The organism is Maribellus sp. CM-23, from assembly GCF_021354595.1.
In the GTDB taxonomy this organism is placed as follows: Bacteria; Bacteroidota; Bacteroidia; order Bacteroidales; family Prolixibacteraceae; genus Draconibacterium.
In genome coordinates this window covers 61,328-77,262 of record NZ_JADWYJ010000010.1, presented here as the reverse complement: position 1 = coordinate 77,262, position 15,935 = coordinate 61,328, and the positions used below count along the sequence as shown (strand labels likewise).

Annotated in this window: 14 protein-coding genes; 7 read left to right on the top strand and 7 right to left on the bottom strand. The window is 47.5% G+C overall.

The features are described from left to right. Positions 1-103 precede the first annotated feature (103 nt). A complete protein-coding gene (locus INQ51_RS22310) occupies positions 104-961 on the top strand; it encodes a CHAD domain-containing protein (RefSeq protein WP_233380208.1) in 858 nt (285 codons plus the stop codon). Here the strand turns inward: INQ51_RS22310 and INQ51_RS22305 are convergent. Continuing rightward, the gene (locus INQ51_RS22305; protein WP_233380207.1) at positions 958-3,174 is read right to left on the bottom strand and encodes a DUF4838 domain-containing protein; all 2,217 of its coding nucleotides are present in this window, start codon (positions 3,172-3,174) and stop codon (positions 958-960) included. The genes INQ51_RS22310 and INQ51_RS22305 overlap by 4 nt on opposite strands. A gap of 38 nt (positions 3,175-3,212) precedes the next feature. Then, a complete protein-coding gene (gene folK, locus INQ51_RS22300; RefSeq protein WP_233380206.1) occupies positions 3,213-3,728 on the bottom strand; it encodes a 2-amino-4-hydroxy-6-hydroxymethyldihydropteridine diphosphokinase in 516 nt (171 codons plus the stop codon). 199 nt (positions 3,729-3,927) lie between these two features. On the opposite strand from folK, the gene sppA reads away from it, so the two are divergent. Beyond that, positions 3,928-5,712 (top strand): signal peptide peptidase SppA, encoded by a 1,785-nt coding sequence (gene sppA / locus INQ51_RS22295; protein WP_233380205.1) that lies wholly within the window; start codon positions 3,928-3,930, stop codon positions 5,710-5,712. Positions 5,713-5,827: 115 nt separating this feature from the next. Here the strand turns inward: sppA and INQ51_RS22290 are convergent, their stop codons facing one another. From INQ51_RS22290 to INQ51_RS22275, 4 genes are read right to left on the bottom strand one after another with little or no spacing between them, the layout of a single operon-like run. Beyond that, on the bottom strand, positions 5,828-6,700 hold the full coding sequence (locus INQ51_RS22290; RefSeq protein ID WP_233380204.1) for a glycine betaine ABC transporter substrate-binding protein: 873 nt from the start codon (positions 6,698-6,700) through the stop codon (positions 5,828-5,830). Positions 6,701-6,721: 21 nt separating this feature from the next. Continuing rightward, on the bottom strand, positions 6,722-7,582 hold the full coding sequence (locus INQ51_RS22285) for an ABC transporter permease (protein ID WP_233380203.1): 861 nt from the start codon (positions 7,580-7,582) through the stop codon (positions 6,722-6,724). Position 7,583: 1 nt separating this feature from the next. Beyond that, on the bottom strand, positions 7,584-8,828 hold the full coding sequence (locus INQ51_RS22280; protein WP_233380202.1) for a glycine betaine/L-proline ABC transporter ATP-binding protein: 1,245 nt from the start codon (positions 8,826-8,828) through the stop codon (positions 7,584-7,586). 16 nt (positions 8,829-8,844) lie between these two features. Further along, positions 8,845-9,993 (bottom strand): OprO/OprP family phosphate-selective porin, encoded by a 1,149-nt coding sequence (locus INQ51_RS22275; RefSeq protein WP_233380201.1) that lies wholly within the window; start codon positions 9,991-9,993, stop codon positions 8,845-8,847. A gap of 412 nt (positions 9,994-10,405) precedes the next feature. Between INQ51_RS22275 and lpxK the strand changes: the two genes are divergently transcribed. The 5 genes from lpxK to INQ51_RS22250 all read left to right on the top strand — a co-directional run bounded on the left by lpxK (position 10,406) and on the right by INQ51_RS22250 (position 14,957). Further along, the gene (lpxK, locus tag INQ51_RS22270) at positions 10,406-11,512 is read left to right on the top strand and encodes a tetraacyldisaccharide 4'-kinase (RefSeq protein ID WP_233380200.1); all 1,107 of its coding nucleotides are present in this window, start codon (positions 10,406-10,408) and stop codon (positions 11,510-11,512) included. After that, on the top strand, positions 11,451-12,263 hold the full coding sequence (locus tag INQ51_RS22265) for a purine-nucleoside phosphorylase (protein ID WP_119436896.1): 813 nt from the start codon (positions 11,451-11,453) through the stop codon (positions 12,261-12,263). Before lpxK ends, INQ51_RS22265 begins: the two co-directional genes overlap by 62 nt. An 84-nt stretch (positions 12,264-12,347) precedes the next feature. Beyond that, positions 12,348-13,295: an SMP-30/gluconolactonase/LRE family protein gene (locus INQ51_RS22260; protein ID WP_233380199.1), complete on the top strand. Its 948-nt coding sequence runs from the start codon at positions 12,348-12,350 to the stop codon at positions 13,293-13,295. A gap of 12 nt (positions 13,296-13,307) precedes the next feature. Then, complete coding sequence (locus INQ51_RS22255) at positions 13,308-14,012, top strand: PrsW family glutamic-type intramembrane protease (RefSeq protein WP_233380198.1); 705 nt, start codon at positions 13,308-13,310, stop codon at positions 14,010-14,012. Continuing rightward, positions 14,013-14,957, top strand: coding sequence for a pyridoxal-phosphate dependent enzyme (locus INQ51_RS22250; RefSeq protein WP_233380197.1), 945 nt, complete (start codon positions 14,013-14,015; stop codon positions 14,955-14,957). Between the two features lie 184 nt (positions 14,958-15,141). Here INQ51_RS22250 and INQ51_RS22245 read toward each other — a convergent pair whose 3' ends face one another. Then, positions 15,142-15,696 carry a hypothetical protein gene (locus INQ51_RS22245; protein ID WP_233380196.1) on the bottom strand — a complete coding sequence of 185 codons (555 nt, stop codon included), beginning with the start codon at positions 15,694-15,696 and terminating at the stop codon, positions 15,142-15,144. Between the last annotated feature and the right edge of the window lie 239 nt (positions 15,697-15,935).

Sequence of the window (15,935 nt, the reverse complement as noted above, 5' to 3'; positions counted from 1 at the left end):
TCAAGTCAGGTGGTAAATATGAATAATATTACCGAAAGCTGTCGTTTGTGACAGCTTTTTTTGTATCTATACATTCATTCTAAATGCCTGAAAAACAAATGTTATGGAAGAGGCCCACAAGAAAGAACTCATAGCGGCAATTCAAACCCAGTTGCAACGGGTGAAGGAACTGTGCGAAGCAGACGACGTTCCACCGGAAATAAAGGTGCACGAAATACGAAAATCGTTTAAGCGACAGAGCGCCCTGCTCAAACTGTTTCCTGCGGAGCTTCAGTCCGAAGTGGATAACTTCAGAAAGCCACTGCGAATTATTGCGCGGCGGCTGACCCTGGGGCGCGAGTCAACTGTAAACCTGCAACTGCTCGATCGCCTTGTCGCTGAAACAGGTGGGCTCGACGAAAGTTCGAATGCCATACTCAAAGCAAAACTTATCCAGACCAACGAAGAGAGCCTCGACGAATTGATTGCGAAGGAGAAGGTGCTGGATGACATTCTTCGCCTGATGAACGACGGACAGGAAACGCTGCTTCCCTTGTTAATCTCCACCGATTATTCCGTTTTTGTTTTTGATGAAATTCGGGGCACTTTTCAGAAAAGCAAAGATTGGTACCGGTTTATTGCATCGGGTTACGATGCTGAACTCTATCATAACCTGCGAAAACAGATGAAAACGCTGTGGTACCAATCAGAGATCGAAGCGCCGGGACAAACCGAAGTGCCGGGAACCGTGCTCGAAAAACTTCATTGCATTACCGATCAACTCGGCGACGATCACGACTGGTACATCTTTATCAAGGAGATCAGCCGGGAGATGTATGACCTGAGCATCGACGACATCCGTAAAATGAAACAACTGGTTCGTGATGCCCAGGATCTGAACTTACTTTCGCTTAATCAAAACCTGGCCGACTTTTTTAGCCTGTCAGGAGAACAATACATCGAATTGCTCCGCCGGCTTTAATTGACCGTTACTTCATCGGCAAAAATCCAGACCGGTAAACCTGCTGCATTGTGCCAGGCCGGTGCCTTGGCTACATTCTTCGCCTTTATTTTGATGTACCGGGCTGTTGTCGGATGATTTTGCACCTCAAACAATTCAATGTCGTTTCTTTTGCTTTCCGGTGAGATCGGATGTTGCGTTGAAACGGTTTCCAGCAGAGTATATTTCGTGCCGTCGTTAGAAGTAGAAAAACTTACTTGCTCCGGGAAAAACACAATGTGGTTGGTCACCTGGAGAAAGGCGATGGAGACGTAACTGAATTCCTTAACTTCGCCCAAATCGATCACGGCTTCCAGGTTGTTGCCCTCGAAACCCAGCCAGTTGGCATAAAAACTTGTTCCGCCAAAAGCTCCGTCGGTCAGTACCTGCGGATTCTCATCGGCGTATTTTTTAGGCTGGGTCAGCAATTGCACTTTCGCCCCGCGGGCCAGGTTCTTTTGTCCTGCGCGTTTCAGAAGCGTTTGATAAGCCCCGAGGTATTCATCTACCGTATAACCCATTTCGTTCATCAGGGTGATGTTTTCATCCCGGCAACTTTGTTCGAAACGTTGAAGATGTTGGCTCAGCACTTTGTTTATTTGACCATCATCGAGCAAGCGAAATTCATCCGACATTCCGTTTCGTGCCATTTCCAGCGATGCGTAATCGGTACTTATGCGGGCAGCTCTCACGCGCTTTAAAACTTCCGGTTTGGAAGCGACGGCTTCTTCTGCCTGGTCGAAAAGGGTGTTGTATTCCTGCAGTAATTCCGGTTTCAGAAAAGAAGTAAAAGCCTGTGCCGGATCGCCATACAGATAGAGGAAAAAGTCAGGTTGTTTGGCTAGTTCCTCGTGTATCCGCTTGACGTATTTTTCAACAAAAGGTCCTGCTTCTTCGTAATAACCGTTGGTAAATTCCGAAATCAATTCATCGGTTTCCAAATCGGGGTTCCAAAGCAATTTGGCGGTTAACCACGAACGTAACTCAAACAGCTCGCTGGGATTGTGACTGTGTTGTTCAAAAATCCAGGTGGCGTTGTTATCTCTGAAAAAGCGGATATTGGGCTGCAAAGTCATGATGTTGGGGAAAGGAGCGAGGAAATTAGTGAATTGCGTGGTGTAATCCCATATCCGGATGTTTTCGGTAAGCGCTTTCCAGCCCACCAGGTCTTCGGCAAAATCGGTGCATTTTTCTTCGATGGGCGCACTGCGGTCGCACTCAATCGAACAAAGGGTGATCAGAACATTGTCGAGCGGCTTGGTTTTGCAAGGTTTTCGTGTGTGCTGATAGGCCAGTGTCGAAATGGTTTTGTCGGGAAACTCTTTGGCAACCGCATTTACAAAACGGATCATCGAACCACTGGGCGATCCTTCCTCTGCGTCTGTTTGGCTGCAGGCTTCACATTGGCAATACTGGGTATTGTCGTCCTGGCTAACCGAAACAACCTGCTGGTCGGGATATCTTTCAAACCAGGTTCGCACCGAATCGATCACGATGTTCAGCACCTCTTCATTGCTCAGACACAATTGTGTTTGTTTGCGTATGCCGTCACGCAGCGCAAAATATTCGGGGTGGCTGTGAAAAAACTTTTCTCCGGGAACCAGGCGATGAAAAGTGTGTACCCGGGCAATCGGCACATAATTGGGAAAGGTATCATGACTGACCTTTAGCTTATCAGCAAAATCAGGATTTTCATAAAACAGCCGCGAATGTACCGTTCGTGTCGTAATGTTGGGCGTGTAAACATAGTTCAGTTCTGCGGGAACGGAGAGGGTGGAAGCTGCCGGTACTTTCTCCGCCGCAGGCGAAAACCACTGGCAATCCAGTTCATTTTCAAGGAAAGCATAAACGGCATACAGCGCACTTTGCCCGTCGGCACCCGAAATAACCAGATTTTTGCCCTCACAAAAATAAGAGACTGTATGGGGCGTGAGGTTGGCATCAGTTTGAATACGGATGACCGGTTTTGCCGCATCGGCATTTTTCCCGGATGTTATGGGAAGTTTTGCCGAAGAAATCTCCAGCAGGTATTTTTGAAGCTCTCCGGCGGCTTTTTCAAGTGTGGCCTCCGCATTGTCAGGAACTTGTATCTCGTAATTGCTTTGCCCGTTTTTGACCAGCGTTAACTCGTTTTTACGGGTGCACGAAAAAAGAACGAGGAGAAGGGAGGCAACAAGGAAAAGCGATTTGTTCATAGTTAGATGATTTAAAAATTACAAAACAATGCCGGGCATTAGGAGGGGGCAGCAGGCGGAAGCTCAACTTTACGGATAATCGATTTGTCCTTGCAATTATCCAGCAGGGTCAGGTTCGTCATGCGCAACAGGGGGTGTTTGAATTCCGGGGCAATTTCAACCAGCGGAACCAGCACAAACAGCCGGTCCTGGATACGCGGGTGCGGCACTGTCAGCGACTGGGTTTCAAAATAGGCGTCATCAAAATATAGGATATCGATGTCCATCGGGCGCGAGGTGTAACGCTCATCGCTTTCCTGGGCGGGTTTTCGACCCAGCATTTCTTCTATTTCCTTGATGCGCCAAAGCAATTCTTCGGCTTCCAGCGCCGTTTCAATTTCCACTACCTGGTTCCAGAAATTATCTTCCGAAGAAAACCCCCAGGGAGGCGCTTCGTACAGCGAAGATGCCTGTTTTATCGCGCCCAGCATTTTGGCAATAAGCCGGTGAACCCGGATGAAATTTTCTTCCTTATTGCCGATATTTCCCCCTAAACCCAGAAAAACCTTGTGCATAGAATTATATCTTTGTAATGATGCTGAAAAAGCCTTACCAATATTGCAACAAACAATACCTGAACAAAAATAAAAAACAGCTGTGAGATTGCCGGCATGCTGCGGGATATTTAACCCGAAGAAAATGCAGGTAGCACGGCAGCAGGTTGCAAAGGGAAGGTTGGTTTTGAATGTAAAATAGTAATTGAAAATTTATAAGATGAAGGAATTTTTTAAGTACGTACTGGCAACCATCGTCGGATTAATTGCCGTTTCATTTGTCGGGATTTTTCTGATGATCATGGTTTTCAGTGCCTTGGTAGCCTCTACCGAAAAGCAGGTTAGCGTGGCCGATAATTCAATGTTGGTGATCGATCTCACCCGCCAGGTGGTGGACCGCGCCACCAACGACCCTTTTGAAGACCTTGAGTTGCCCACCATGTTTAGCAGTGTAAAAACCATTGGGCTCGACAACATTGCCGAGGCGTTGCAAAATGCGGTTAATGACGACCGCATCAAAGGTGTTTACCTGGATTTAGCAATGATTAACGGCGGTATGGCATCGGTGGAAGAGATCCGGAATGCACTGATCGCCTTTAAAGACAGTTGTGACAAACCTGTGTATGCCTGCGCCGACAAAGGAATTCTGGGCCAGAAAGCTTACTACCTGGCAACGGTAGCCGATAAAATTGTGGTACACCCCGAAGTGTCGGTCGATTTTCGCGGATTGGGTGGCGAAATGATGTTTTATACCCAGGCTTTGAAGAAAATCGGTATTGAAATGCAGGTGGTACGCCACGGAAAATTTAAAGCAGCGGTGGAGCCTTTTATGCTCGACAAAATGAGCGAGGAAAACCGCGAGCAGCAGCTTACCTACATGGGCAGCCTGTGGAATCACATGTTAAAAGGAATTTCAGCCGAACGTGGTCTTTCCATTGAAGAGCTGAATAAACTGGCCGATGAGGTGCAGACCTTTAGCAAAGGAAGAAAAGCAGTGGAAAAAGGCCTGGTGGATGCCGCTTCGTACAAAGACGAAGTGCTCGACGACCTGCGCGAAATAACCGGTATTGAAGGGACCGAAGGTGTTCCTGTAATCGGGGTGAAAGAGTATGTGAAAGCTCCTTCAAGCGGAAAAGGGAAAAAGTACAGCCGGAATAAAATTGCAGTGATTTATGCCAGCGGCGAGATCGGTGTTTCGCTTAGCGGCGACGAAGCCATTGAAGGCGATAAACTGGGCCGCGAAATCCGAAAAGTACGCCAGGACAGCAGCTACAAAGCCATTGTGCTTCGCGTGGATTCTCCCGGAGGCGCTGTGTTTGATTCGGAAACCATTTGGCGCGAGGTAAAACTGGCCGCCGAAGAAAAAACCATGGTGGTGTCGTTTGGCGATTTGGCTGCCTCGGGTGGTTACTACATTTCGTGTGCCGCCGATAAAATTGTGGCCAGCCCGAATACCATCACCGGATCGATCGGGATTTTTGGTACCATCCCGAATTTTGGCGGATTACTTAACGACAAACTGGGCATTACCACCGATGTGGTAAAAACCAACGAGAATTCGGATCTGCTCACACTTACGCGCCCGATGACTCCCTACGAACGCCAGATGATGCAGAATACCATTGAAGAAGGTTACGATACCTTTATTTCGCATGTGGCGGAAGGACGTGGCATGACCAAGGAAGCGGTGGACGAAGTTGGCCAGGGCCGTGTATGGAGTGGTGAAAACGCACTGGAACTGGGCCTGATCGACCAGTTTGGCGGTTTGCAGGATGCGATTAAACTGGCCGCCGAAATAGAAGGCCTGGATAGCTATCGCACGGTTCCGCTGCCAACACAGGTGAGCCCGTTCGAAGAAATGTTGAAAATGGGCGGAGGCAGTGTTCGCGCACGTATCCTTAAAAACGAACTGGGTGACAAATACCGTTACTACGAATATTTCAAAAAAGCGACGCATATGAATGGAGTAATGGCCCGTATGCCTTACGATATTTATCTGAATTAGCCGGATTTCCGGAAACAAAAAAGAGCCGTTCTTTACTTAAAGGAACGGCTCTTTTTGTCGGGACCGTTTCTAACGTTAAGTGCTTCGAAGCGGTGAAAACCGGAAGGGTATCCGGCTAATTAAACCATGCATCTACCAGGGCTTTGTTGGCTTCGTACCATTTCCGGGCACCGGTTTCTTCTCCGTCGGCTTTGATGGCAGCCATCAGTGCATACAGTTGTTGCTCTTTCAGGTTAAAGTTTTGAAAGAATTTAGCGGCCTCCGGTTTATCTTCCTCAAATCCGCGACGCGAGATAATGGCACAAACATCCTGTGGGTAAACGCCTTTGGGATCGGCCAGGTATTTCAGGTCGAAGTTGGCCCACATATAATGCGGTTTCCATCCGGTTACCACAATCCACTCTTTTTTCTTTACGGCTTTGTCGAGGCTGGCAACCATGGCCGGTCCGCTCGATGTTACCTGTTCGAAATCGAGGTTGTAGGCCTCAATGGCTTTCAGGGTGTTGGCATGAATACCGGCCCCGCTTCCGATGCCGATAATTTCGCCGTCAAACTGGTCCTTATTGGCATTTAATTCATCGATCGAGTTAATGTCAACATACGATGGCACTACCAGTCCGGTGGTTCCGCCGCTAAAAGCTTCGCCCAGTTTTACCAGTTTGTCGCCGTAATCGGCCCAGTAATCCTTGTGGGTGTTGGGCAGCCAGGCATCGAGGAAAACATCGCCTTTCGAATTGCTTTTGGACAACTCGCCGTAAATGAGGCCAGGTTCCAGGTTGGTGAGCTCTACTTTGTATCCGTGTGCTTCGAGGGCGGCCTGCGCCAGGTGGGTAAAGGCAATTCCTTCGGCCCAGTTGGGGTATAAAATACTCACCTGCTTTTCGGCGGTTTTGCTTGTTTTTTTCTGTCCGCTGTTGGTGCACGAGGTAAAAGCTGCTACCAGTGCTACCACCACCATCAGAATTCCAAATTTTCTACATTTCAACATAACTTATTTTTTTAATGATTACTATTTTTTTGCAATGGATTGTGTAATGCGGTCCAGGATAATGGCCAGGACTACAATCCCAAGTCCGGCCTCAAAACCTTTGGCAATATTGTTTTGCTGGATTCCTTGGTAAACGATGCTTCCAAGTCCTTTGGCGCCTACCATCGAGGCAATTACCACCATCGACAGGGCCAGCAGGATCACCTGGTTGATACCGGCCAGGATGGTTGTTTTGGCCAGTGGCAACTGTATCTTGAAAAGGATTTGCTTTTCGGTGGCACCAAAGGCATAACCGGCTTCGATTACATCCGACGGAACATTGCGGATTCCCAGGCTGGTAAGACGAACGGCGGGAGGCAGCGAGAAAATCACGGTGGCAATCACTCCCGGGGTGTTGCCCACACTGAAAAAGAAGATGGCCGGAATCAGGTAAACAAAGGCCGGCATGGTTTGCATCAGGTCGAGGATGGGCCGGATAATGGCGTTTGCCGTGTTACTGCGCGCCGACCATATGCCCAGCGGAATCCCGAAAATTAAGGCAATTACTGTAGATACAATCACCAGGGTAGTGGTTTGGATGGCTTCTTTCCAGTAGCCCATGGCCCATACCAGCAGCAAGCCCAGGATAACAAAGGCGGTCATGCCGGCGGCTTTGCTTGCACCTTCTTTAGTAAAAGCTTTTTTTCCGGCTTTGGCATAATAGGCTCCGATGGTGATCAGGGCAATAATTACGTAAAACGGAAGGATCAGAAAAACACTGTTGATGCTGTCCACGGTCCACGAAATAAGGTTGTCGATCGCTCCCCAAAGCCCCGAAAAGTTTTCTTCGAGGGCATTGATCCCGATCTCGATGTATTTTCCTATGTCAATTAACTTTTCCATATCAGATTTCGTTTGCTTTTTCTTTTAACTCCATTACTTCATCCATTTCGTAGCGGGTGGCTTCAATAATCAGCGAGGTTTGCGAAACAATCCCCAGCAGTCTTCCCGAGTCTTCATCCACCACCGCAACGGGGTAACGGATACCTGTAATCAGCGGAAGCATTTCTTCCACGGTGTAATTTTTATATACACTGGGCACTTCGGTTTTCAGGGCTTTTTCGATGGTGGTCTCTTTGGCTTTTTCCAGCTTCAGAACGTCGTGCACCCATACGTAGCCCAAAAATTTCTTGCTGTCGTCTTCCACAGGCAGGATATCAAGGCCCACCGAACGCATTTTTCGCAACACTCCCTTGGGGCCTTCTTTGTTGATTTCCACCACGGTGTTCTTTTTAAACATCAGTGTTTCGGCGGTAATGATCGATTTGCGGTCCACTTTTTCCACAAACGCTTCCACGTAATCGCTGGCCGGGTTGGTGAGTATGTCTTCCGCGGTTCCGATCTGCTCCACCACACCGTCTTTCATAATGGCAATGCGGTCGCCGATTTTGATGGCTTCATCCAGGTCGTGGGTGATAAACACGATGGTTTTGTGCAGTTTGTTCTGGATTTGCAGCAACTCGTCCTGCATGTCCGATTTAATCAGTGGGTCGAGTGCCGAAAACGCCTCGTCCATCAGCAAAACCTCGGGATCGTTGGCCAGTGCCCTGGCCAGTCCTACGCGTTGCTGCATTCCGCCCGACAATTCCGACGGAAGTTGCGCTTCGTAGCCTTTCAACCCAACGGTTTCCAGTGCCTGAATGGCTCTCTTTTCGCGGCTTTCTTTTTCTTCGCCCCTGATTTCGAGACCAAAGGCTGCATTTTCCAGGATGGTGCGGTGCGGCAACAGGCCAAACTTCTGGAAAACCATACTCATTTTGGTGCGCCGGGTTTCGAGCAGTTCTTTGTTCGATTCGCGGGTTATGTCAAAATCGTCAATAAAAACTTTTCCCGAAGTAGGGTCGTTCAGGCGGTTCAGGCAACGGATCAGGGTTGACTTTCCGCTGCCCGACAGACCCATGATAACGAAGATCTCGCCTTCTTTAATCTCAAGGTTGGCATTGTTTACGCCAACCGTACATTTGGTTCTTTTCAGGATTTCGTCTTTCGAAATTCCCTGCTGAAGTAATTTTAACGCTTCCTGTTTTCGTTTGCCAAAAATCAGCGTCAAATTCTCCACATGAATTTTTGTTTTTCTTTTGTCTGACATAACTCCGCGTTTTGAATTAAAAGTAGTACCCGATATTGATGTTAAAGCGCATTTCCCAGTCGGCATCCGGTGTTCCGGCAGCCAGTGCGTCGGTCCACACGGGGCCGAGCCATGGCTGGTTTTTCCCCTGTGCAGCGTCTATGTAGGTATAAACATTACCGGCAGTAATTAAAACGCCGGTTACGTTCATGTAAGAGTCATGAAAATCGTTCCGCTTTTTGTCCATATACCCGAAGTCGTCGTAAAATTGCAGGCTCGAAATGGGGCCCCACTCAACCGGCAGCGTATAAGCCACGCCCAGCGTGTAAGTGGTGGCTTCAGCGGCAACCAGGTAAGGCGCACCGTAGGCTGTCATGGCAATTACATCGTTTGTTTGACCAGCCGGATTTTCAGTATTGTACTTGTATTTCGAAGCCTGTGCTTTTACATTCCATCTTCCGGCCGTTAATTCGTAATGGCCTGCCAAGGCCCAATGGTCGCCGGTGTTTTCGGTGTCGAGGTTGTAAATGCCTCCGTACTGTGCCGAAACTCCCAGCATGTGATGGCTGTTGTTGCCCGCGAATTTACGCGCCACTTTCAGGTTCAGTTGGTTGATTTCCTTGTTGCGGTACAGCCCGTCGCCCGATGAACCCACATCGTACGAATACCGGCTGTCGGAAACATCGGAATTGCTTCCAAAGCCCAGTTCTTCGGCATTTTTAAAGAAAGCCACCGCATACAGCCATTCTTCGCTGTTGTGTGTGTATTTCAGTCCCATATCGTGGTCGTCTTCCAGGCCCATGTAATAATTCAGGCTGAAAAACCAGTTGTGCGAATTGTACTGGGTGATGCCAAACGGAACTTGTGTTAATCCGATTTGAAGGTTGTTTTCGGGCGTAAAGTCGTAGCCCAGCCAGCCTTGTTTTAGCATTCCTCCTCCAAAACCTTCGGAATACAAACGGTATTCAGCATTGAGTTTTACACCTTTGTATTTGGCTTTGGCGTTGATACGAAAAACATCGTAGCCAAAGTCGCCGCCGCGTTTTTTCTGTCCTTCTTTCCACGACGACAGGTTGTAATTAAAGCGGAGCGCACCGCCAACATGAAGCTCAGGCTTGTCCTGGGCAAACAATGAAAGAACCGGCATTGCCATAAACAGCAATACCATTTTAAGTTTTAAAACCATAAAATAATACTAGTAGATTAATAAAAAACGGAAGGGGGGAAATAAAAGCAGGGGAAGATTAGCAGCCCGGAGGAATGAATTTATCGAGCTGATTTCGGAAAACTAAGTTGAAGGCAGTAAATACCCTCTCGTTTCTTCTTTCGTGACTTTTAATGTTTTTGCAATTCATTGTGGGCAAAGATACAACAATGAAACAGTTCTGCGAAACAAGGACCCCTTTCCGGGGCTTTGGTAATGTGCTATTAACAATGTTGGGTGGGATTTTTGAAGGCTTGTCCGTTTAAATGGTTATTTGGATCACCAAAATTTCGAAAACATAAAGGGCTAAAGTTGGATTTGCAAAGATGCAGGGACTTCGTTTTTAGGTGCACCCTTTTTTCTTATCTTCGTGCATCAAACAGAAATCAATTACATGTTAAAAATCCTCTTGTATCCTCTTTCTTGGTTGTACGGACTGGCGGTTTACCTCCGGAACAATGCCTACGATTTACACATCCTTAAATCGAAGGAATTTGATGTTCCGGTGATTTCCATCGGCAATATTACGGTGGGAGGAACCGGCAAAACTCCGCATGTGGAATACCTGGCCGACCTGCTAAAGGAAAAATACCGGGTAGCCACGCTGAGCCGGGGGTACAAGCGAAATACCAAAGGCTTTCGTTGGGTGGAAACAACTTCTACTGCGCTCGAAGTGGGCGACGAGCCTTTGCAGATCAAACACAAACACCCCGATGTCAGGGTTTCGGTGTGCGAAAACCGCGTGGAGGGTGTGGAGCAGCTGCTAAGCACAACCGACGGCCTTGTGCCGGATGTGGTATTGCTGGACGACGCGTTTCAGCATCGCCGGATCACCCCGGGAATCAATATTCTGCTAATCGATTACAATCGCCCGGTAAAAGACGACCGGCTGCTGCCGTTGGGGCGTTTGCGCGAAAGTGCCCGGCAAATGCGGCGGGCCAACATCATTATATTTACCAAGTGCCCCGATGAGGTAACCCCCATTATGCGGCGTATTCTTCAGAACGATGTGGGCTTGTTGCCCTACCAAAGCCTGTTTTTTACCAAGCTTGAATACGGGAAACTGACCCCGGTATTTGATGGCCCGCAACTTGGCAAATCGTTTTTGGAAGAGCGAAAATATGCCCTGCTGGTGGTTACGGGTATTGCAGCCCCACAACCGCTGTTGAAATACCTGGAGCGTTTTTCGGGACAGGTGAAAAGCCTGGCGTTTAGCGATCATCATCATTATTCGCGCGACGATATCCACCAAATTGAAAGCACATTTGCATCGATGGATGCAGAAAAAAAGATAATTATCACAACCGAAAAGGATGCCATGCGTTTGAAAGATAGCGCCCACCTGAGTGAAGAGGTGAAGGCAGCGTGGTACTACCTTCCGGTAAAAGTGAGTTTTCTGGAAGAAGAAAAAAAGTCGTTTAACAAGAAGATTTTAAATTATGTTGGAGAAAATAAAAGCCACCGCGAGCTTTATAAAAGAAAGAATTCAGGCCAGTCCTGAAGTAGGAATTATCCTGGGAACCGGTTTGGGTGGACTGGTAAAAGAGATCGAGATCATCGATTCCATTCCGTACAACGAAATTCCTGATTTTCCGGTTTCAACGGTTGACGGGCACGCCGGCCGCCTGATTTACGGTAAGCTGGGCGACCGCGAAGTGCTGGCCATGCAGGGCCGCTTTCACTATTACGAAGGCTACAACATGAAAGAAGTAACCTTCCCGGTGCGGGTGCTGAAATACGTGGGAATTACCCACCTGTTTGTATCCAATGCCAGCGGCGGTTTGAATCCCGACTGGAAGGTAGGGGAGATCGTGGTGATCAACGACCACATCAACCATTTCCCGGAGCATCCGTTGCGCGGGAAAAACCTGGCCGAACTGGGGCCGCGTTTCCCCGACATGAGCAAGTGTTACAACAAACGCCTGCGCAACCGTGCAAAACTGATTGCCGCAGAGCACAACATCGATATAAAGGAAGGTGTGTATGTGGGAGTGTCAGGGCCTACTTTTGAAACGCCTGCCGAGTACCGGATGTTCCGTATTCTGGGGGCCGACATCGTGGGAATGTCAACCGTTCCCGAAGTAATTGTGGCGGTGCACATGGGCTTGAAAGTGTTTGGTATTTCCATCGTCACCGACAGTGGCGTTCCGGGAGAAATTGTGGAAATCTCGCACGAAGAAGTACAAGAAGTGGCCATGAAAGCCGAGCCTAAAATGACCCTGATCATGCGCGAGCTGATTAAGAGTTTGTAGTTCAAAGTTCAGGGTTTAGAGTTCAGAGTTCAAAGTTATCGGGAGGAAAATGGGGGAAGGATAACGGTTTAAAAATACATCAGCATGAAGAATAAAATCGGCCTTATTTTTTTCGTTTTATGGATTGGAATGAGTTGCTCCGCGCCAAAAACAAGCGAAGTGGAACTGGTGATCGATTCGAAATCGGAACTGGGTGAAGGAGCGATCTGGAACTACCGGACCGGCGAGCTGATGTGGGTGAACATAAAAGGAAAGATCCTGAATTTTTACAACCCGGTTTCGGGTTTAAACAAGGAGATGCTGACCGGACAAATGGTGGGCACGGTGGTTCCCTCCGAATCGGGGCAGGTGCTGGTAGCTTTGCAGAACGGCATTTACAGCCTCGACCCTGAAACAGGCACTAAAAAGCTGCTGGCAGATCCCGAAGCCGACAAACCCGATAACCGCTTTAATGACGGTAAATGCGATCCGGCAGGCCGCCTATGGGCCGGGACAATGAGCTTGGTGGGAGCGAAGCAGGCAGGGGCGCTATATCGTTTTGATCCCGACACTTCGGTCCATAAAATGGTGGATGGCGTGGGAACCTCGAACGGCATTGTGTGGTCGGCCGACAAAACAAAAATGTATTACATCGATACGCCCACGCGCCAGGTGATGGGCTACGATTACGACAATGAAACGGGAGCCATCAGCCATCCGAAAGTGGCGGTTGAAATTCCTGAAGGTGCCGGATACCCCGACGGAATGACCATTGATGAAGAGGACAACCTATGGGTGGCCTTGTGGGGCGGCTCGGCGGTGGCTTGTTTTAATCCCGAAAACGGTGACCTGATCCGGAAAATTGAGGTGCCCGCCAAAAATGTTACGTCCTGTGCCTTTGGCGGAAACGACCTGGGGACTTTGTACATTACCACGGCGCGCGAATCGACCAGCGAAGAAGATTTGCAGAAATTTCCGCATGCCGGCGGTGTGTTTAAAATCCGTCCCGGGGTAAAAGGAGTAAAGGCTTTTTTCTTTAACGATCTTCCCTAATTCTAAACCAAAATGGATCTGATAATCCTTGCACTGGCGCCGGTTGTAATAGTGGCTGCCTACATTTATTTCCGCGATAAGTACGAAAAAGAACCCATCCGACTGTTGATTTTTGCCTTGCTGGCGGGGGCGCTTACCGTTATCCCGATTTTGGTGCTTGAGTCTTTTCTGAGTGATTTGGGCGCGGGGCTTTCACACTATCAGTCGGCCGCCTGGAACGCTTTTGTGGTGGCTGCTTTTTCCGAAGAACTGTTCAAGTACATTGCGCTGTATCTGCTGATCTGGAAAAGCCCCGAGTTTAACGAGAAGTTCGATGGGATTGTTTATGCCACCTATGTTTCGCTGGGTTTTGCCGCGGTAGAAAACATTTTGTACGTAAGCGGCGGAGGCCTGGTAACCGGTGTTATGCGTGCCTTAACCGCTGTTCCGGCACATGCCATCTTTGGCATTACCATGGGCTTTTATTTCGGAATGGCGCGTTTTTACCAAAAGGAAAGCCGCAGCCTCAAACAAAAGGCCTTGCTGTTTCCCATCCTCTTGCACGGAATTTACGATTTTATCCTGTTTACCGGCCTGGCTTGGCTGACAGTGGTCTTTGTCGCATTTGTCGTTTTCCTGTACATTTCAGGGTTAAAACGAATGCGCCAACTCTCGCGGATTTCGATCTACAATACTGACTATGCTTTGCTGAACGAAAAACTTTCAAAACCTGAATAAATGGATCTACCTGTTTACGCCGATGTGGTAAAAGCGCACCAAATTGTACAAAAGTACGCACACCGGACTCCGGTTCTCTCGTCTTCGGGCATCAATAAAATGGTGGGGGCCGAATTGTATTTCAAGTGCGAGAATTTTCAGAAAGTGGGAGCTTTTAAATTCAGGGGAGCCTGCAACGCTGTTTTTTCGCTTTCGGAGGCAGAAGCGGCGCACGGAGTCGGCACCCATTCTTCAGGAAACCATGCGGCGGCGCTGGCACTGGCGGCAAGCATGCGCGGGATTGCGGCGCACATTGTGATGCCCATCAACGCACCCGATATTAAAAAGAAAGCGGTGGCCGGGTACGGAGCCAACATTACTTTTTGCAAACCCACGCAGGAGGCACGCGAGAGCACACTGGCGGCAATTATTGCCGAAACAGGAGCAACGGAGATTCACCCCTACAATAATTTTAATGTGATTGCGGGACAGGGAACAGCAGCGAAAGAACTGATTGAAGACAAAGGTGAATTTGACATTATTCTGGCGCCGGTAGGAGGTGGCGGTTTGCTAAGCGGAACAGCCATAACTGCGAAACATTTGCTTCCTGCGTGCCGGGTAATTGCGGCGGAACCCGCAGGTGCCGACGATGCTTACCGTTCGTTTCAATCCAAAACCCGCGTCCCGTCGGTGGAGCCCAAAACCATTGCCGATGGTTTGCTGACCTCGCTGGGGGAGCGAAATTTTGCCATCATTCTGGACAAGGTGGACGACATTGTGACGGTATCGGAAGAAAACATTGTGGCGGCCATGCGCCTGATTTGGGAGCGGATGAAAATCATTATCGAACCTTCGTCGGCAGTACCGCTGGCCGCTATTCTTGAAAAGAAAGTAGATGTTCAGAATAAAAAAGTGGGCATCATTCTTTCCGGTGGTAATTTGGATTTGGGGAATTTACCGTTTTGAATAAGATGTTTCATTTGCAGGAAACAAGCGTACTATTTTTGTGGCTCTTTCAATTTGAAGGAGATACTTAAAGAATATAGTGTATCCGTGACAAACGGAGGATGGAACAGCCTAATTCTTCCCCTCTTTATAACGATTAGCTGTTTAAGTGACTATATTGTGTGTTGGCAACTGGTTTTTCATACTATGTCAAGTCAAAATAATAATCTGATTTTTCGTTTCTATTAATATGCAAATCTAAGTGAGTTCTCTGAGCGAGATATGCTCTGAATCTTAATACGTCTGAGTCATTACCTATTGCTTGTCTGTATATTTTCTTTCCAGATTTATAAATTATATAATTCATCTCCACTTTCTCTCGTTTCACACCGTTGTCATTCGAAAAAGAATCAAGTCCCTGAATTCTCCAACCTGAGGATTTAGGGACTTCTTTGTAATAGGGGGCAGTCCTAATATCAATGTCCTTTACTTCTATTTTTTTAGTTATCCATCCGCTATAAAGTGAGTCATCTTTGGTCAAATCAATAACACTCAATCTTTCTACATAACTATGAAGTTTATTTAAGCCATACCCAATTATCACCAAAGCGGCTATAGCTAAAAGAAGATATATTCTGGGTACTTGGTTTCCGGTATATCTTGTTAAAAAGATAACTATAAGAAAAATAGCAAGTCCTATTAATCCTATTAATCCAAGAATAATCCATTGAAGAATATTATTGAAATTAATGTTATTCATTTACCTTCTTTCAGTTTTTTTAAAACTTGTTGCCAACGTATATGTATATACACTTTTAAAATTCACGCTAAATTTTGCTTTAGAATTTTGTATTTCAGAGTCATATGCGTTTTTAAATGCTTGTAAGTATTTAAAACAGTTGTAAGTGCTTACAATCACTTGCCAATTTAACAAAAAACTCCTTATCTAACTTGATTACAATCAGTGCTTCTCATCATTATTTTTTGAGAAAAACACAA